Source organism: Phenylobacterium sp., assembly GCF_041916435.1.
Classification (GTDB): Bacteria; Pseudomonadota; Alphaproteobacteria; order Caulobacterales; family Caulobacteraceae; genus Phenylobacterium.
The window spans coordinates 78,775-97,026 of the sequence record NZ_JAYRZM010000001.1 but is presented as its reverse complement, the minus strand read 5'-3'; the positions used below and the strand labels follow the sequence as shown (position 1 = coordinate 97,026).

15 protein-coding genes are annotated in these 18,252 nt (G+C 71.2%); 5 read left to right on the top strand and 10 right to left on the bottom strand.

What is annotated here, in order from left to right:
* The first annotated feature begins 9 nt into the window (after positions 1-9).
* Entirely contained in the window at positions 10-1,899 is a 1,890-nt protein-coding gene (locus tag ACE3TA_RS00530; protein ID WP_374569731.1) for an alkyl/aryl-sulfatase, read from the top strand.
* Positions 1,900-2,152: 253 nt separating this feature from the next.
* A complete protein-coding gene (locus ACE3TA_RS00525) occupies positions 2,153-2,527 on the top strand; it encodes a helix-turn-helix domain-containing protein (RefSeq protein WP_374569730.1) in 375 nt (124 codons plus the stop codon).
* A gap of 22 nt (positions 2,528-2,549) precedes the next feature.
* Here ACE3TA_RS00525 and ACE3TA_RS00520 read toward each other — a convergent pair whose 3' ends face one another.
* The 6 genes from ACE3TA_RS00520 to ACE3TA_RS00495 form a co-directional block, all read right to left on the bottom strand.
* Positions 2,550-4,565, bottom strand: a complete 2,016-nt coding sequence (locus tag ACE3TA_RS00520) for an elongation factor G (RefSeq protein ID WP_374569729.1) — start codon at positions 4,563-4,565, stop codon at positions 2,550-2,552.
* Positions 4,566-4,771: 206 nt separating this feature from the next.
* Positions 4,772-5,566, bottom strand: coding sequence for a potassium channel family protein (locus ACE3TA_RS00515; protein WP_374569728.1), 795 nt, complete (start codon positions 5,564-5,566; stop codon positions 4,772-4,774).
* Positions 5,563-6,759: a Na+/H+ antiporter NhaA gene (nhaA, locus tag ACE3TA_RS00510; RefSeq protein ID WP_374569727.1), complete on the bottom strand. Its 1,197-nt coding sequence runs from the start codon at positions 6,757-6,759 to the stop codon at positions 5,563-5,565. The genes ACE3TA_RS00515 and nhaA overlap by 4 nt, the downstream gene beginning before the upstream one ends.
* 83 nt (positions 6,760-6,842) lie before the next feature.
* A complete protein-coding gene (gene fghA, locus ACE3TA_RS00505) occupies positions 6,843-7,685 on the bottom strand; it encodes an S-formylglutathione hydrolase (protein ID WP_374569726.1) in 843 nt (280 codons plus the stop codon).
* Positions 7,685-8,794 carry an S-(hydroxymethyl)glutathione dehydrogenase/class III alcohol dehydrogenase gene (locus ACE3TA_RS00500; RefSeq protein ID WP_374569725.1) on the bottom strand — a complete coding sequence of 370 codons (1,110 nt, stop codon included), beginning with the start codon at positions 8,792-8,794 and terminating at the stop codon, positions 7,685-7,687. Before ACE3TA_RS00500 ends, fghA begins: the two co-directional genes overlap by 1 nt.
* A gap of 79 nt (positions 8,795-8,873) precedes the next feature.
* On the bottom strand, positions 8,874-10,646 hold the full coding sequence (locus ACE3TA_RS00495) for a PAS domain S-box protein (RefSeq protein WP_374569724.1): 1,773 nt from the start codon (positions 10,644-10,646) through the stop codon (positions 8,874-8,876).
* Between the two features lie 124 nt (positions 10,647-10,770).
* Here ACE3TA_RS00495 and ACE3TA_RS00490 point away from each other — a divergent pair, with 124 nt between their 5' ends.
* Both ACE3TA_RS00490 and ACE3TA_RS00485 read left to right on the top strand, forming a co-directional pair.
* Positions 10,771-11,634, top strand: coding sequence for an S-methyl-5'-thioadenosine phosphorylase (locus tag ACE3TA_RS00490; protein ID WP_374569723.1), 864 nt, complete (start codon positions 10,771-10,773; stop codon positions 11,632-11,634).
* Positions 11,634-12,254: a peptidylprolyl isomerase gene (locus ACE3TA_RS00485; protein ID WP_374569722.1), complete on the top strand. Its 621-nt coding sequence runs from the start codon at positions 11,634-11,636 to the stop codon at positions 12,252-12,254. The genes ACE3TA_RS00490 and ACE3TA_RS00485 overlap by 1 nt, the downstream gene beginning before the upstream one ends.
* An 18-nt stretch (positions 12,255-12,272) precedes the next feature.
* Here the strand turns inward: ACE3TA_RS00485 and ACE3TA_RS00480 are convergent, their stop codons facing one another.
* The 4 genes from ACE3TA_RS00480 to ACE3TA_RS00465 form a co-directional block, all read right to left on the bottom strand.
* Entirely contained in the window at positions 12,273-12,851 is a 579-nt protein-coding gene (locus ACE3TA_RS00480; RefSeq protein ID WP_374569721.1) for an ester cyclase, read from the bottom strand.
* Positions 12,852-12,994: 143 nt separating this feature from the next.
* The gene (locus ACE3TA_RS00475) at positions 12,995-14,056 is read right to left on the bottom strand and encodes an LD-carboxypeptidase (RefSeq protein ID WP_374569720.1); all 1,062 of its coding nucleotides are present in this window, start codon (positions 14,054-14,056) and stop codon (positions 12,995-12,997) included.
* Between the two features lie 64 nt (positions 14,057-14,120).
* Positions 14,121-15,311, bottom strand: a complete 1,191-nt coding sequence (locus ACE3TA_RS00470) for an NAD(P)/FAD-dependent oxidoreductase (protein ID WP_374569719.1) — start codon at positions 15,309-15,311, stop codon at positions 14,121-14,123.
* Positions 15,312-15,344: 33 nt separating this feature from the next.
* Positions 15,345-16,661 carry a tetratricopeptide repeat protein gene (locus ACE3TA_RS00465; protein WP_374569717.1) on the bottom strand — a complete coding sequence of 439 codons (1,317 nt, stop codon included), beginning with the start codon at positions 16,659-16,661 and terminating at the stop codon, positions 15,345-15,347.
* Between the two features lie 169 nt (positions 16,662-16,830).
* Here ACE3TA_RS00465 and ACE3TA_RS00460 point away from each other — a divergent pair, with 169 nt between their 5' ends.
* Entirely contained in the window at positions 16,831-18,222 is a 1,392-nt protein-coding gene (locus ACE3TA_RS00460; RefSeq protein ID WP_374569715.1) for a hypothetical protein, read from the top strand.
* Positions 18,223-18,252 lie beyond the last annotated feature (30 nt).

Below are 18,252 nucleotides of genomic sequence, written 5' to 3'. Positions count from 1 at the left end.
GATCGGGGAATGTCGGGACCCAAGGACGCCACTGAAGCCACCCGCGCGGCCCAGGCCGCCGTGCTCGCCAGCCTGCCGGCCGAGACCGGCCAGGACGCCGAGGACGTGGCCCGCGGCTTCATCGGCACCATCCCCGACGCCACCGTCCTCAACGCCGAGGGCCGGCCGGTCTGGAGCATGCAGCCCTTCGGCTTCCTCGCCGAGGCGTGCCCGGACACGGTCAATCCCAGCCTCTGGCGCCAGGCCCGGCTCAACGCCGCCCATGGCCTCTACGAGGTCACGCCCGGCGTCTACCAGGTGCGCAACTTCGACCTGTCGAACATCACCTTCATCGAGGGCGACACCGGTTATCTGGTGATCGACCCCTTGATCTCGGCCGAGCCGGCCGCCGCCGCCCTGGCGCTGATGCGCAAGCATCGCGGCGACAAGCCGGTCACCGGGGTGATCTACACCCACAGCCACGTCGACCACTACGGCGGGATCAAGGGCGTCCTCTCCGACGAGGACATCGCCAAGGGCCTGCAGATCATCGCCCCCGAGGGCTTCCTGGAGGAGGCGGTCAGCGAGAACGTGGTCGCCGGCAACGCCATGGCCCGGCGCGCCACCTACATGTACGGCTCGCTCCTGCCGCGCGGACCCAAGGGCCACGTGGACGCCGGCCTCGGCAAGGCCGTCTCCCTCGGCCAGGTCAGCCTGGTCCCGCCCACCCGCTCGATCGGCCGGACCGGCGAGCGCATGACCATCGACGGCGTCGAGATCATCTTCCAGGTCACCCCCGGCACCGAGGCGCCGGCGGAGATGAATTTCTTCTTCCCGCAGTTCAAGGCCCTGTGCATGGCCGAGAACTGCTCGTGCCACCTGCACAACATCTACACCCCGCGCGGGGCCCAGGTGCGCGACGCCCGCGCCTGGAGCCACTACATCGGCGAGTCCATCGACCTGTTCGCCGCCGACACCGAGGTGCTGTTCGCCAGCCACCACTGGCCGCGCTGGGGCCAGGGCCGCGCCGTCGACTTCCTGAGGAAGCAGCGCGACCTCTACAAGTACATCCACGACCAGACCCTGCGCCTGGCCAACCACGGGCTGACGCCGCTGGAAATCGCCGAGGAGATGGCCCTGCCGCCCACTCTGGCGGCCGAGTGGTACACCCGCGGCTACTACGGAACCCTCAGCCACAACGCCAAGGCCGTCTACCAGCGCTACCTCGGCTGGTTCGACGGCAATCCGGCCAATCTGCACAGGCTGCCCCCCGAAGAGGCCGGCCGCCGCTACGTCGACCTGGCCGGCGGTCCCGACGCCCTGATGGCCAAGGCCCGCGAGGCGTTCGACCGCGGCGAATACCGCTGGGTGGCCGAGATCGTGAACCATCTGGTCTTCGCCGACCCGGCCAACGCGGACGCCCGCGCCCTGCAGGCCGACGCCCTGGAGCAGATGGGCTACCAGGCCGAGTCCGGTCCCTGGCGGGCCTTCTACCTGACCGGCGCCCAGGAGCTGCGCAATCCGATGCCGGCCTCGCCGACGCCGCGCCAGGGCGCCGCCGGCCAGCTTCGAGGCCTGCCGGCCGAGCGCCTGCTGGAATCCCTGTCGGTGCGCCTGAACGGGCCCAAGGCCGGCGCCGAGGCGATCGGCTTCAACCTGGCCTTCTCCGACACGGGCGAGCGCTTCGCCGTCAGCGTGGAGAACGCGGTGCTGCACCACGCGCAGGCCAAGACCCTGCCCGGCGCGCCGACCGTGACCCTGAGCCGCAACGAACTCGTGCGCCTGGTGATCGGCGAGACGAGCCTTGAGGCTTCGCTGGCGGCCGGCGAGACGACCGCCGAGGGATCGGCCGAACCCCTTGAAAAGCTGCTGTCCTGGCTCGACCGCTTCGACTTCTGGTTCCAGATCGTCATGCCCTGACGCTGGGCGCCGGGGCCGTCCGGAACTCAAAATGGGTAGTTTTGCGCCTCACTATCGGGCGCATGCCATTGTGTATTCGCAGAGTCTTACTGCACGTAGATGCAACCAGACGCTGTTACGCAAGAGTTCAGATGCAATTTGTTCTCAAACGCAGGCGGTGTCGACTATGTTGCGACGCCCGCCTGGGCGTCCGCATCGAATAAGAGAAGGACGCCGATTGGGGATGAACGCTACGCCCAAGAAAGCTGAACCGATGGACCTGGCGTTGGGGACGACGATCCGCCTGCGCCGCCGCTCCCTGGGCATGTCGCAGAGCGAGTTGGCCGAACTCAGCGGCGTCACGTTCCAGCAGATCCAGAAATACGAGAACGGTTCGAACCGCATCTCCTTCTCCCGGCTCGTGAAGATTTCCGACGCGCTCAAATGCCGGGTGACCGACCTTGTCGGCCCGCTCGACAATCTCGACGTCTATACTGACGACGGCATGGAGATGCTCAATCGGGCCGCCCGGCCCGACGCGCAGAACCTCCTGAGCTATTTCGCCGACCTGGACCAGGCGTCGCGCCAGCAACTCGTCCGCTTCCTGGAATGCGTGGTGGCGGCCGAGGCGGACCGCCAGCGCGCCTGACGCCGGCGGCCCGCCCGGAGCCCTAGGCCGCCGCCTCCGCGGCCAGCCGGCCCGTCAGCTCCGACATGTGGTCGAAACCGGCCTCGAAGGCGCCTAGCCCCTGGGTGATCGAGCGCAGTTCGGCGATCAGGTCGTGGCGCTCGCTCTGCGGCAGGTAGACCTCGATCCGCTCCCAGCCGGGCCAGCCCTCCCGCGGCTCGAAGCCCAGGATTTGCCCGCGCCGAGCGGCGATCGCGGAGTTGACGTTGGACAGCGCCGAAGAGGGCGCGAAGATCGCCAGGCGGTCCACCGGCTCCAGCAGGATCGAGCCGCACGCGCGCAGCCCCTCCTCCATCGCCAGACGCCCGGCGGCGCGGAACGCCATCTCCGAGGAGTCGACGCTGTGGTGGGCGCCGTCAACCAGCACGACCTCCACATCGGTCACCGGAAAGCCCAGCGGGCCCTTGGCCAGCCCGTCGCGCACCCCTTGCTCCACGGCCGGAATCCACTGCTTGGGCACGGCCCCGCCGGTGATCTTCTGCGAGAACGAGATCCCTTCCCCGCGCGGCAGCGGGCGGATCTCCACCGTCACGTCGCCGAACTGCCCATGCCCGCCGGTCTGCTTCTTGTGGCGGCTGTGCTGCACGACAGGCTTCTGGATCGTCTCCCGATAGGGCGTGCGCGGCCTGTCGGTGGCGATGTCCACCCCGAACCGCCGCTTCAGCCGCTCCAGGGCCAGGCGCACATGGCCTTCTCCCTGCCCGGCCAGCAGCACCTGGCGGCCCTCGGCGTCGTGGATCAGCGACAGGCCCCGATCCTCTTCCACCAGCTTGGCCAACGCCCCCGACAGGCGCACGTCGTCCTTGCGGCTGAGGGCGGCCACGGCCATGGCGTAGAGCGGCGTCCGGTCCGGCGGCGTCACCGCCGAGGACCGCGCGATCCCGTCCAGCGACAGCGCCGTTCCGGGCGCGGCCTCCTCGACCTTGCCCACGGCCACCAGGTCGCCCACCCGGCCTTCGGAGACCTTCTTCAGGCCGCCGCCCTGGATGGCGAAGAGCCCGCCCGCGCGGCGCTTCTCGCCGTCGCCGAGGGTCAGCTCGGCGCCGTCGGCCAGGGCCTGGCCGAACACCCGCGTGTAGGCCAGCTTGCCCGCCTGTCCGGCGTGGGAGACCTTCAGCACCCAGCCGGCCGGGCCGTCCAGGCCAAGCCGCCCGGCCGCCGCCCGCGGGTCCGCCGTCTCGTGCCGCAGCGCCTTCAGCAGCCGGCGCACGCCGAAGCCGTTCTGCGCCGAGCCGAAGAACACCGGCACGATCTGCCCCGCGTTCAGCTCGCGCGCCAGGTCGGCGAACACCAGGTCCCGCGCCGGAGCGACGTCGCTCAGGAGCTGCTCCATCAACTCGTCGTCGAAGTCGGCCATCTGCTCGAGCATGTGGAAGCGGGCGTCCGCCTCCACCGCCTGCAGGTCGTCGGTCAGCGGCGTCTGCTGCGAGGGCTGGCCCGGCCGGTAGACGAAGGCGCGCTCCAGCGCCAGGTCGACGAAGCCGGTCACGCGGTCGCCCTGCGAGATCGGGATCTGCCGGGCCACCAGCGGCTCGCCGCTCATCGGCGCCAGCGCGTTCATCAGCTCCTGCAGCGACCCGCGCGCCTGGTCGATCTTGTTGACGAACACCGCATGCGGCGTGCCGGCCCGGTCCAGCGCCTGCAGCGTCGGCTGCAGCAGGATCGCCTTGGCCGGATCGGGGTCGGCCACCACGATGGCCAGGTCCACGGCCGGCAGCACCGCGTCCGCCTCGGCGGAGAACTCCACCGCCCCGGGGCAGTCGATCACCGCGTAGCGGTCGCCCAGGAAGTCGAACCCGGCGATGTTCAGCTCCACCGAATGGCCGCGCGCTCGGGCCTCCGGACTCGTATCGCCTATCTTTTCCGCTGCTCCGCCGCCGGCTCGCTGATCGACCGCGCCGGTGACGAGCAGCATGGCCTCAAGCAGCGCGGTCTTGCCGACGCCCGTCGGTCCGACGAGCGCTAGGGCCCGGACATGGCCCGCCTTGTTGTTTGGCATAGGACAACCTCCCATCGCTTCCGGAAGCTGGGATGGCGCCCATCGCCGTTCCGCGTGCGCGCCGTCTCAGCGCAACAAACACGTCAGTCGGCCGTCAGCCTGTGCAGCCGCACGGCCGCCCGCAAAAACTCTAGGACACGGCGCGCCGCCGCGCCATGGCCGCGATGAGAAATCTGCGCAGGGCCACGCGCGCGGGGCGGGGCTCGTCAGCCCTCGTCGTTGGGGATGTTCAGCAGCGTGCCGCACGCCTTGCAGTGCACCGCGTCCGGGTCGTGCCGCAGAAGTCCGCAGGTCGGGCACGGGAAGCGCACCTTCGGCGGGCGCATCAGCGTCTGGGCCAGGCGCACGAACAGGGTGATCCCGCAGATCATGATGACGATGGAGATCACCTTGCCCCAGGTCCCAGGCAGGGTGACGTCGCCGAACCCCGTGGTCGTCAGGGTCGCCACGGTGAAGTAGAGCGCGTCCACATAGCCGGCGATCCCGGGATGTCGCCCGGCGAAGCTGGTGTAGACGAAGCCGGTCGCCACGAAGACGAAAGTCACCAGGGTCGCGGCCGCCCGCGCCACGTCCTCCCACCGCGTCTCGTCGTAGCGCCGGCCGACCGTGCGCCAGAAGAAGTCGCTGTGGAACAGCGTCCACAGCCGCAAGACCCGCAGGAAGGCCAGGTTGAACAGCCACTGCGGCGCCAGCAGCGTCGCCAGCACGAACAGGTCCACCCAGACGATCGGCCGCCGGAGCCAGCTCCTGAAGTCCGGCCAGGCCAGGGCCCGCGCGGCGAGGTCGGCGGCCAGCACCAGCGCCACCACGTAGTCGATCACCAGGAAGGCCGCGCTCTTGCGCAGGAACGGGGCGGCGACGAAGAAGCCGATCAGCACGAAGTCGACGGCGATCACGCCGATCCTGAACCGCACGGCCCGGCGGCTGTTGCCCAGGTAGAGCTCGTGCAGCCGGGCGCGCAGGCGCGGCAGCCGTCGGCGGGCGCCGCGCGGCGCGGTCATGACGCCGGCGCCGCCGCGCGGCCGTCTCCCCTGGCCAGGGACAGCACCACCACCCCCACGAGCGTGGACAGCGCCGAGCCCACCAGCACGCCGAGCTTCACCTCCGACTGCAGGGTCTCCGAGCTGGGGAACGCCAGGAGGCCGATGAACAGGCTCATGGTGAAGCCGATCCCGCAGAGCAGCGCCACGCCGTAGAGCTGCAGCATCGAGGCGTCGTCCGGCCGGTCGGCCAGCTTCAGCTTGATGGTCAGCCAGCTCGCCGCGAACACGCCCACCTGCTTGCCGGCGAACAGCCCGGCCGCCACGCCCAGGGTCACCGGCGCCAGCAGCGCCTCCAGGCCCAGCCCCTCCAGGCTGACGCCGGCGTTGGCGAAGCCGAAGATCGGCACGATGGCGAAGGCCACGGTCCCGGCCAGGGCGTGCTCCAGCTTGTGCAGCGGCGAGCTCGGATCGTCCGGCCGCGCGGGCGAGCGCTTCAGCGGAATGGTCATCGCCAGGATCACCCCGGCCACCGTGGCGTGCACGCCCGACTGCAGCACGCACACCCAAAGCCCGAGGCCCAGCAGGAGATAGGGCCAAAGCAGCCTGACGCCCCGCCAGTTCAGCACGGCCAGCACCGCGACGATCGCCGCCCCGCCGCCCAGCCACAGCAGCGACAGGTCGTCGGTGTAGAAGATCGCGATGATCAGCACCGCGCCCAGGTCGTCCAGGATCGCCAGGGCGGTCACGAAGATCTTCAGCGAGATCGGCACCTTCGGCCCCAGCAGCGCCAGCACGCCCAGGGTGAAGGCGATGTCGGTGGCCGCGGGCGTGGCCCAGCCGCGCATCGCCTCGGCGTCGCCCTGGGTCACGGTCAGGTAGATCAGCGCCGGCGCGGCCATGCCGCCCATCGCCGCCAGGCCCGGCAGGATGCGCCGCGGCCAGGTGGCGAGCTGGCCGTCCAGCATCTCGCGTTTGATCTCCACCCCGACCAGCAGGAAGAAGATCGACATCAGCCCGTCGTTGATCCAGTGCAGCAGGCTGAACGGGCCGATCTCGATGTGCAGGGCGTGGAAATAGTCCTCGGCCCACGCCGAGTTGGCGGCCACGAGCCCCAGCGCCGCGGCGACCATCAGCACCACGCCTCCGGCCGCCTCGCTCTGCAGGAACTCGCGTGCTGCGGAGAGCGGGCGTACACGGGCGGGATTGGTCATCGAGGCGTGGTGTCCCTTTCCGGAGGCCGCCGAGGCGGCGTTCGTCCGTACTTAGGCGAGAGCGCCGCCCCCGCCAACGCCGATCAGGCCGACAGCCGTTCGGCGTGCCAGGCGACGTGGTCGTCGATGAAGCTCGTCATGAAGAAATAGGAGTGGTCGTAGCCGGCCTGCATCCGCAGGGTCAGCTTCTGTCCGGCCTTGGCGCAGGCGGCCTCGAGCAGTTCCGGCTTGAGCTGGCCTTCCAGGAAGCTGTCGGCGGTCCCCTGGTCCACCAGGATGTCGTCGAAGCGCCCCTTGGCCGCCCCGGCCTCGATCAGCAGCGCCGCGTCGTGTTCGGCCCAGGCCGTCCGGTCCTCGCCCAGATAGGCTAGGAACGCCTTCTCGCCCCACGGGCACTGCGTCGGCGATGAGATCGGCGCGAAGGCCGAGACCGACCGGAAGAGCTGCGGGTGGCGCAGCGCCAGGGTCAGCGCCCCGTGCCCGCCCATCGAATGGCCGAACACCGAACGCCGCGCCGGATCGACCGGAAAGCTCTCCTCGAGCACCGCCAGGAAGTCGGCGGTGACGTAGCTTTCCATGCGGAAGTGCGCCGCCCAGGGCGCCTCAGTCGCGTCCACGTAGAAGCCCGCCCCCTGGCCGAGGTCGTAGGCCGGATCGTCCGCCACGCCCTCGCCCCGCGGGCTGGTGTCCGGCGCGGCGATCGCCACGCCATGGCGCGCCGCCGCGGCATAGGCCCCGGCCTTGGTGGTGAAGTTCTCCTCCGTGCAGGTCAGGCCCGACAGCCAGATCAGCACGGGAAAGGGCCCCTCCCCCGCCGGCTGGAAGAAGGAGAACCGCATCGGCGTGCCCGTCGCGCCGCTCGCGTGGCGCGCATAGCTCAGCGTGCCGCCGTGCACGCGGTGCTGCTGCAGGATTTCGGCGGCCATCAGTAGACGACGACCGAGCGGATGCTCTCGCCCGCGTGCATCAGCTCGAAGGCCTCGTTGATGCGCTCCAGCGGCAGCTTGTGGGTGATCATCGGGTCGATGGCGATCTTGCCGTCCATGTACCAGTCGACGATCTTCGGCACGTCGGTGCGCCCGCGCGCCCCGCCGAAGGCCGTGCCCTTCCACACCCGCCCGGTGACGAGCTGGAACGGCCGGGTGGAGATCTCCTTGCCGGCCTCGGCCACGCCGATGATCACGCTCTCGCCCCAGCCCCGGTGGCAGGCTTCCAGCGCCTGGCGCATCACCGTGGTGTTGCCCGTCGCGTCGAAGGTGTAGTCGGCCCCGCCGCCGGTCAGCTCCACCAGGTGGGCGACGACGTCGCCGGACACCTCCTTGGGGTTCACGAAGTGGGTCATGCCGAACTTGCGGCCCCATTCCTCGCGGTCCGGATTGATGTCGACGCCGACGATCATGTTGGCGCCCACCAGCTTGGCGCCCTGGATCACGTTCAGGCCGATGCCGCCCAGGCCGAACACGATCACGTTGGCGCCCGGCTCCACCTTGGCGGTGTTCACCACCGCGCCCACCCCCGTGGTCACGCCGCAGCCGATGTAGCAGGAGCTGTCGAACGGCGCGTCCTCGCGGATCTTGGCCACGGCGATCTCGGGCAGCACCGTGTAGTTCGAGAAGGTCGAGCAGCCCATGTAGTGGAAGATGGTCTGGCCCTTGTAGGAGAACCGGCTGGTCCCGTCGGGCATCAGGCCCTTGCCCTGGGTGGCGCGGATCGCCGTGCACAGGTTGGTCTTGCGCGACAGGCAGCTTTTGCACTGGCGGCACTCGGGCGTGTAGAGCGGGATCACGTGGTCGCCGGGCTTGACGCTGGTCACCCCAGGGCCGACCTCCACCACCACGCCCGCGCCCTCGTGGCCCAGGATCGAGGGGAAGATCCCCTCGGAATCGAAGCCTTCCAGGGTGTAGGCGTCGGTGTGGCAGATCCCCGTCGCCTTGATCTCCACCAGCACCTCGAACGCCTTGGGGCCCTCCAGGTCCACCTCGACGATTTCGAGCGGCTTCTTGGCTTCAAAGGCTACGGCGGCGCGGGTCTTCATGGATCACCTGTGGCTGGCGGACGAGTCGGCGCACCATGTCAGGTCCGCATGACGAAACAAGGCCGTGGACGCCGGATCCTCACGCGCTCGGCCGGCTGGCCGGCGGCGGCACCGTCATCTCGCAGACCAGCCCCTCGGCGCGCCAGTCGAAGCGCACCTCGCCGCCGATCGAGCCGCCGAGCGCGCGCTCGACCACCTGCAACCCCAACCCCTCGCGCGTCGGCGGCGACACCGGCGGGCCGTTGTGTTCCGACCAGCGGATCACCAGCCGTTCGCTCGCGCCGCCGCTCCACCGCACGGCCACCGCGCCGCCTTCCACCGACAGGGCGCCGTGCTTGGCCGCGTTGGTCGCCAGCTCATGCAGGGCGATCGCCAGGGATTGCGCCGCGTGCGGATGCAGCTCCACCGAACCGCCGTCGATCGTGGCGCGCGAGGCGTCGCCCAGGCGATAGGGGCCCAGTTCCTCCTCCGCCAGCCGCCGCAGGTCCGCCCCCTCCCACCGCGCGTCGGCCAGGAGCTGGTGGGCGTGCGCCAGGGCCGCGACCCGGCCCGACAGCACGGCCTTCATGGTCTCCACGTCGGGCGCCTGGGTCAGGGCGATCGTCGCCTGGATGACGGTCAGCAGGTTGTTGGCCCGGTGATTCACCTCGCGGGCCAGCAGCGCCACGCGCTCCTCGGCCTCCTTGCGCTCGGTGACGTCGAACAGCACGCCGATGCTCGCGCGCGCCCGGCCCTTCGGCGTCGGCGTCACGTCCGCGCGCATCACCAGCCAGCGCACGGCCTCGCCGGGTCCCAGGGCGCGGAACTCGGCCTCGAAATGGCGCTCCCCGCGATCCACCGCGTCCTGCGCCGCCGCCCTCACCTTGTCCAGCTCCCCGGGCAGGTAGCGCGCGCGCACCTCTTCCAGCGTCGGCTTGGCCTCGTCGGCGAAGCCCAGGATCCGGTTCAGTTCCGGCGTGGTGCGAAGCGTCCGCGTGGCGGGGTCGATGCTCCACACGCCGATCTGCGCGACGTCGACCGCCAGCCGCAGCCTGGCCTCGGACTCGCGCAGGTTCTCCTCCACGGCCTTGCGCTCGGTGATGTCCTGCACCGTGCCGGCGAAGCGCACCGCCCGTTCTCCGCCGCCGGGGCCGCGCGCGAACACCGCCTCGCCGCTGCCGGCGATCCACCGGGTCGCGCCGTCGGGGCGCACGATCCGGTACTCGTAGATCTGGCGCTCGCGGATCGCCGGATCGATCGCCCGCGCCGACTGGGCCAGCACGCGTTCGTGGTCCTGCGGATGCTGGGCGGCCCGCAGCACGTCGATCGACACTGGCGCGTCCGGCGCCAGGCCGAAGATCGCGCGCACCTTCTGCGACACCGTCACCTCGCCGGTCAGCAGGTCCCAGTCCCAGATGCCGATCTCGCCGGTCGCGGCGGCCAGCTCCAGCCGCTGCTCGCTGGCGCGCAGGGCGTCCTCGGCCAGTTGCGCCTCGGTGACGTCGTCCTGCACCGCGAACCAGTGGCGCACGCCGTCCAGGTAGAGCGGCGAGATCTGGACGCTCGAGACGAACTCGGTTCCGTCCTTGCGCCGCTGGCGCCATTGCCCGCGCCAGCCCCCCTGCTCGTTCATGGCCTCGGTGAAGCCGACCCAGCCCCTCGGCCGCCCGGAGCTCTCCGACGGCATGCCGCTCAGCCGGCGTATGGGCTCGCCGATCAGCTCGCCCGGCTCGTAACGGAACATTCGATCCAGGGCCGGATTCGTGTACAGGATCACGCCGTCGTCGGCCGCCAGCACGACGCCCTTGTTCATCGACTCCAGGAGCCGTCGGAAGACGTCCTCTGTGAGAGCGGGCGGGCGGGCGTCGGTCATCGCGATCTGGCTGCCGCTAGGTGCGCAAGCCACCCTACGCGCATGGCCGCCGGGCGTCCAAGGCCATGCTTTGCGGGGCCATTTGGCGACGGTTCCCTGGAACCGGACAGTTGAGGAGACCGACGTGGGCGATTGGGTGCTGGGTATCATCGGCGGATCGGGCCTCTACGACATCGACGGGCTCCAGGAGCGCCGCACGGTGGAGATCGAAACCCCCTGGGGCGAGCCGTCCGATTCCCTGACGCTCGGGACCATCGGCGGGGTGAAGCTGGCGTTCCTGCCCCGCCACGGCCGCGGTCACCGCACCCCGCCCAGCCGCATCAACGCCCGCGCCAACATCGACGCCTTGAAGCGCGCCGGCTGCACCGACATCCTGTCGCTCTCGGCGGTGGGCTCCCTTCGCGAGGAGTTGGCGCCGGGGACCTTCGTCGTCGTCGACCAGTACATCGATCGCACCTTCGACCGGGAGAAGAGCTTCTTCGGAACCGGCTGCGTCGCCCACGTCTCCATGGCCCATCCCGTCTGCGAACGGCTGGCCGCCATGGCCGCCGAGGCCGCGCGGGCGGCCGGCGCGCCGGTGGTCGAGGGCGGAACCTATCTGGCCATGGAAGGCCCGCAGTTCTCCACCAAGGCCGAGAGCGAGGTCTATCGGCTATGGGGCTGCGACGTGATCGGCATGACCAACATGCCCGAGGCCAAGCTCGCCCGCGAGGCCGAGCTGCCCTACGCCAGCGTGGCCATGGTCACCGACTACGACTGCTGGCGCGACGACATCGCCCACGTCGAGGTCGCCGACATCGTCGCCTGCCTGAACGACAACGCCGCCAAGGCCAAGGACCTCGTCCGCCGCCTGGCCGCCGCCATGACCGGCCCGCGCGCGCCCTCGCCCATCGACACCTGCCTGGACGCGGCCATCGTCACCGCCCCCGAGCACCGCGACCCGGAGCTGGTGCGCAAGCTCGCCGCCGTCGCCGGGAGAGTCCTCTGATGAAGCGCCGCCATCTCCTCGCCGCCGGTCTCGCGCTGGCCGCCGCCCCGGCCTTCGCCCAGACGAGTGACGAAAAGCCGGCCGCCCCGCCGCCGGTGCGCGTCAAGCTCTCCACCGCCGAGGGCGACATCGTCATCGCGCTGGCCACCGCCCAGGCTCCGATCACCACCGCCAACTTCCTGCGCTACGTCGATACGAAGCGCTACGACGGCGCCAGCTTCTACCGGGTCTCCCGCGCGCCGGGCGCGCCGCAGTACGGCCTGATCCAGGGCGGGCTGAACGGCGATCCGAAGAAGGTGATGAAGCCCATCGCCCATGAGCCCACCAGCAAGACCGGCCTTTCCCACAAGGACGGAACCATCTCCATGGGCCGCTTCGCGCCGGGCACGGCCACCTCCGACTTCTTCATCATGGTCGGCGACGCGCCCGAGTTCGACGCCGATCCCAAGGCCCCCGGCGACAACCAGGGCTTCGCCGCCTTCGGCCAGGTGGTCGAGGGCATGGACGTGGTGAAGAAGATCCTCGCCCTGCCCCAGTCGCCCACCGGCGGGACCGGCGCGATGAAGGGCGAGATGCTGAAGGCCCCCGTGAAGATCCTCGCGGCCCGGCGGGTGGACTAGCCGCCGCGCCAGGCGCGCCTAGACCTTCGGAAGATCGTACCGGGTGCTCATCGGCAGCAGGCCCAATTGCTGCATCATGCCGATGTCGTCGCGGCTGGCCCGGTGTTCGACGATCAGGTCGTCCTTCAGCGTGTACCAGTGGATCGACTGGACCTTGAAGCTCTTGCCCGTGGGCGGAACGCCGACCAGCAGCCCCCCATTCACCGGAATCTTTCCGACGCCCTTGTGGGTGCCCGTGTTCAAGTGGCGCACCACCACCTCGTCGCCGGCGGCCATCAGGTCGAATTCGTCCGTCCTCCAGTCGGGGAAGGTCGTGAAGATATCGGTGAGCACCCGCAGCACGCCGGCCCGGCCCACCGCCACGCCATGATTGAGCGTGTCCGGCGCAAACGTCTGCACCGCTTCGGCGATCTTGCCCTCGTTGAGGAGGGCGTGGTGCCGGCGGATCGTCGCGGCGTTGCGGGCGGCCAGGGCGGTCGCCTCGACGTGGCTCGTCGGGATATCGGGAACGGGCGGCGGGAAATGCGGCTGTTGGGCTTCGGCGGCCGCCGGCAGCGCGGCGGCCAGGGTAAGCAGCAGGCGGCGGTCCAGGCGCATATTCGCCTCCCTTGGGGATTGGATGTCCTGCGTCGGCTGCACGGCCCCGCGAGACAAGTCGAAAGGGTCCGGGCCGGCTGCCAATTCGGCCATTTGCCGTCCGCCTCGGCGCCGGCGGGCGGGTCTCGCACGACGCCGCGCCCTCAGGCCACCGCCGGCTCCAGCAGCTTCACCGTGCCCGCCGTCGCGTCGATCTCGGCCATGACGCCTTCGGGCAGGCTGAACTGGTCGTCCACGTGGCCGAACTCCAGGCCCTGGAACGCCGGCACGCCCAGCGGCGTCAGGTGCTGGTCCAGCACCTGCGACAGGGTGAAGCCGCCCGCCGAGGAGCCGTCCTTGGCGGTGCAGTCGGTGCACTGGCCGAACACCACGCCGGAGAGCTGGCCCAGGATTCCGGCGAGCCCGAGCTGGGTCAGCATCCGGTCGATGCGGTACTCGGCCTCGTCCACGTCCTCGATGAACAGGATCGCGCCCTTGAAGTCCGGCAGATAGGGCGTGCCGACCAGCGCGGTCAGCACCGTCAGGTTGCCGCCCAGCAGGCGGCCGCGCGCCACCCCGCGCCTGAAGGCGGTCGTGCGCCCCTCCTTCTGCACCAGCCGGTCCTCGTCGCCCGGCGGATTGCGCCAGGTGGGCGTCGCCCCCTCGAAGGCCACCGCCCGGAAGCTCTCCCACGACATCTTGGTCCAGGCGCTCGCGCCGATCGGCCCGTGGATCGTCGCAAAGCCGGCCCTGGCGGCGAAGGCCATGTGCAGGGCGGTGATGTCGCTGTAGCCGACCAGGAGCTTCGGGTGGGCCGAGATCACGTCCCAGTCCAGGTGGGGCAGCACCCGCGCGCAGCCCCAGCCGCCGCGCACGGCGAACACCGCCTTCACCTCCGGATCGGCGTACATGGCGTTGATGTCGGCGGCCCGGTCCTCGTCGGTTCCCGCCAGATAGCCGTAGCGGTCCAGCACGTGGGCGCCGCGCTTGGGCTTCAGCCCCATGGCCGCGATCGCCTCCTCGACCAGCTCCAGCTTGAACGGATCGTCCGAGTAGGTGGCCGGCGCCACCAGCCCCACCGTGTCGCCCTCGCGCAGCCGCGGGGCCTTGCGCACCGGCGCGGCCGTCCGGGTCGCGCCCAGCGCCGCGCCGCCGATCGCCGCCGGCAGCGCCGCCCCCGCGGCCGCCAGTCCCAGCGCCTGCATGGCGCGCCGCCTGTCCATCATCGTCCCCTCCAGCCGCGTTCGCCTGTCATACCCCGCCCCTGACCGGGACGGGACTCGCGGGCGCCTAGACCGCCTGCCCCGCGCACCAGCCGCTGGCCCAGGCCCACTGGAAATTGTAGCCGCCGAGCCAGCCGGTCACGTCCACCACCTCGCCGACGAAGTAGAGGCCGGGCGCGGCCTTGGCCTCCATGGTCCGCGAATCCAGCCCCGCCGTGTCCACCCCGCCCAGGGTCACCTCGGCGGTGCGGTAGCCCTCCGAGCCCACCGGCTTGACGCGCCAGGCGTTCACCGCCTCGCCGATCGCCCGCAGCGTCCTGTCCGGCGTGTCGGCCAGGTTGCCGGCCGCGCCGGCCTCCTCGGCGATGAGCTGCGCCAGCCGCCGGGGCAGATGCTCGGCCAGCGCCGCGGCCACGCCCTGGCGGCCGTGCGCCCGCTTGGCCGCCTTCAGCGCCTCGAACACGTCCACTCCCGGCGCCATGTCGACGACGATCGCCTCGCCCTCGCGCCAGTAGGACGAGATCTGCAGGATCGCCGGCCCGCTGATCCCCCGGTGGGTGAACAGCATGGCCTCGGAAAACCGCGTCTTGCCGCAGCTCACCGTCACGTCCACCGCCACCCCCGCCAGCGGCTTCAGCCGTTCCAAGAGGCCGGTTTCGAAGGTCAGCGGAACCAGCGCCGGCCGCGTCTCGGTCACCGTCAGGCCGAACTGCTCGGCGACCTGATAGCCGAAGCCGCTCGCTCCCATCTTCGGGATCGACTTGCCGCCGGTGGCGATCACCAGCGAAGCGCAGGCCGTCGCCCGCCCGCCGATGGAAAGCTCGAAGCCCTCCGCCGTCTTCTCGATCCCGGCGGCCTCCACGCCCAGCCGCAGCTCCGCCCCCCGCGCGCGCAGCAGGCCCAGCAGCATGTCGACGATCTGCGTCGCGCTGTCGTCGCAGAAGAGCTGGCCCAGCGTCTTCTCATGCCAGGCGATCCCGTGCGCCTCGACGAGGCCGATGAAGTCCTTGGGCCCATAGCGGCTGAGCGCGGAGATGCAGAAGCGCGGGTTCTGCGACAGGAACGTCGCCGGCCCGGAGCGCAGGCCGGCGTTGACGTTGGTGAAGTTACAGCGCCCGCCGCCGGAGATGCGGATCTTCTCCCCGGCCTTCTTGGCGTGGTCGACCACCAGCACCCTGCGGCCGCGCCCGGCCGCCTCGGCGGCGCACATCATGCCCGCCGCGCCCGCGCCGATCACCACCACGTCGTACCGATCCACCCCGCCTCTCCCGCGCACCTGGCCGCTTGCGCCCTAGGCGGCCTGCGCCAGCCAGCGCCGGTCGCGGCTGGACGGGCGCCGCTCCAGCCGCGCCTCGAGCCGCGCCCGCGCCTTGCCGAGTTCGCCCGCCCGCAGCCAGGCGGCGATCAGGGTGTCTTCCATGATCTCGCGCTGGGCGCCGCTGCCGCCGATGCGCGCGACCTCGGCCGCGACCGGCTCCAGGATCGCCGCGCAGCCGGCGTAGTCTTCCTCGGCGAAGGCCAGCGCCGCGCGGCAGATCGCCGGGACCACCGCCCCCGCGCCCAGGCCGCCGGCCTCGACCAGTCCGCTCAGCGCCGCGATGCGCCGCTCCAGCGCGGTTCGTTCGCCGCTCGCCGCCTCGATCAGCGCCATGTGCGCGTCGACGAAGGCGTGGCCGGGCCTGGGGAAGGACGCCTTGGCGAAGGTCGCCACCGGCGCCCAGAGCTCGGCCGGCGCCTCGTGGCCGTAGAGCCGCAGGCGCCACAGCAGCGACGCGGAGTCGGTGACCACGTTGATCGGCAGTCCAGCCGAGACCGAGGGCCTCACCTGCGCGGCGTAAATCGAGAGCGCCTCGTCCGCGTCGCCGCGCTCCAGGGCGACCAGCGCCGCGTGCCAGGCCAGGTGCCCGTGCAGCACGCCGCTGCGGTCGTAGCCCGGCAGCCAGCCGGAGATCAGCGTCCCGGCGCCGGCGAAGTCGCCGCCCTCGACCATGGCGTGAGCCAGCCCATGGACCGTGTTGGCGTTGGCCGGGCGCAGCTCGAAGGCCCGCTCCAGTTGCGCGCGCCCGGCGGCCGCCTCGCCGTTCTCGGCCCTGGACCAGCCCTGGGTGAACAGGAACCACCAGTCGTCGGCGCCGTAATGGCCGGCGTGCCGCGCGCACAGGTCCACCCGCGCCTGGTCGTGGTCCGCCATTCCGGAAAAGGCGAAGAGGCCGAACGCGCCCATCGGCAGCGACAGGATCTGCGCGTCCAGCGGCCAGCGGTCGGCGTGCGCCAGGGCGTGCTCCAGCGCCTTGGCCGACTGGCCGCTCAGCGCCAGCGACAGGGTCTCCACATGGCTGCGTTCGCGCTCGTCCCCGGTCTTCGCGACAAGCTCGGCCGCCTTGGCGATGCTCGCCCTCGCCTCGGCCGGCGCGTTGCGGCTGGCGTGCGCGCGGGCCCGCGCGGCGTGGGCCAGGGCGAAGTCCGGGTCGGCCGCGATCGCCGCGTCCAGCGCCGATCCCGCGTCCGGCCAAGCGCTGAACAGCAGGTCGACGCCCTCCGCGTAGCGCGCCGCCGCCGCGTCGGAGCTGGTCGAAAGCGGCAATCCGCGGCGGTCGTATCGAGCCATCTGGCGGCGTCCTCCCCAGGGCAAGCCCTACAGCAAGCCCTCGCCGGGCGACAGCGCCCGAGCGCCCGAGCGCCCGCATTCGTCATGACGGCCCGCGCCCGGCCGCGCCAGGCCCGCGACCGTCCTATCTGAAGTTGTTCGAATCCGCCGCCCATGCTCAGAAAGGCGCGTGAGTTCAGCCGTCTCGTCGCCCCCCCGCCAGCCGATCTCACGCCGTGACGTCGCGGGCTTTTCTGCGTTCGCCGTCCTGGCGCTATGGCTGATCCACCGCCACGCGCCGTGGTTCGACGAAGCGCACGCCCTGTTGATCGCCCGCGCGCCCTGGCGCGACCTCCTGCACAACCTCAAGTATGAAGGCCACCCGGCCCTCTGGTATCTTTGGCTGGGTTCGATCGACCGGCTGCTCGGCGGCTCGCCGCACAGCCTGCCGCTTGCCCAGGCGCCGATCAGCCTCGGCCTTCTGGCGCTGATCTGGTTCCGCTCGCCGTTTCCGCTGGCGGCCAAGCTGCTGCTGTCGGCGGGCTACTACTTCGGCTTCGAATACGCGGTCATCTCACGCAGCTACGGCCTCGGCGCCCTGCTGCTCCTCGCTTCGGTCCCCCTGCGCCGGTCGCTGTGGGGCTGGGTCTGCCTGGCGCTCGCAGCCAACACCGCCGCCCACGTGGCGCTGGCCGCGGGCGTCCTTGGCGGCGTCTACCTCCTGGAACGTCCACAGTGGCGCGGGCCGGCGATCCTGGCGCTGGGCCTCGCCCTCGCCGTCCTCACGGTCTTTCCCCAGGCCGCCGATCTCTATCCCACCAGCGGCGCGCCGAGAGGCGCCATCCCGATCCGGGTTCTGGTCGGTCTAAGCCAGCTCTCCGGCGTCCTGCTCCCCGGCCTGCCGTCCGATCCCTATCGCTGGCAGCACCTGGCCCCTGGCTTCTACGGGGTCGGCGTCGGCCTGATGGTCCCGGTCCTCTTCGTCCTGGCGGTGCGCGACCGCAGGCTGCGCCTGGGCTTTTTCGCCCTGTTCCTGGCCCTGCTTGTGATGGCCATGGCGGTCTATCAGCTCTCCAACCGCCATGCCGGCGTGCTCTACCTCTTCTTCGTCTGCGCGCTCTGGATCGGGCTCGAGCGCGGCCGGCGGCTGAACCCCGCCGCCTGGATCTGGCTCTCCCTGGTCGCCGCCTGCGGCGTCATCCAGCTCGTCGCGGCCCAGACCCTGCCCTTCACCTACAGCAGGGCGCTGGGCGCCTGGCTGCGCGCGCACCGCCTCGACCAGGCGACCTGGGCCGCCTTCCCCGGCAGGGCCGGCACGCTGCTCACGCTCGAGACGGGCAAGCCGACCATCAATCTGGAGAAGGATTGCCTGAACACCTTCGTGCGCTGGGACTATCCGCACGAACGGGTGGGCGCGCCCCTGGAGCACGTGGCCCGCGACGGGGCGCAGTACGTGATCTCCGAGACCCGGCTTTCCGGCGGCGAGCTCTTGACCCACTTCCCGCACGGCTTCGGTTGGGGCCCGCCGGTGTGGCTCTATCGCTTCGAGAGCGCGCCGCGCCCGGTCGCGACCTGTCGCTAGCGCGCCGCGCTGGCGCCAGCCCGCCGACCT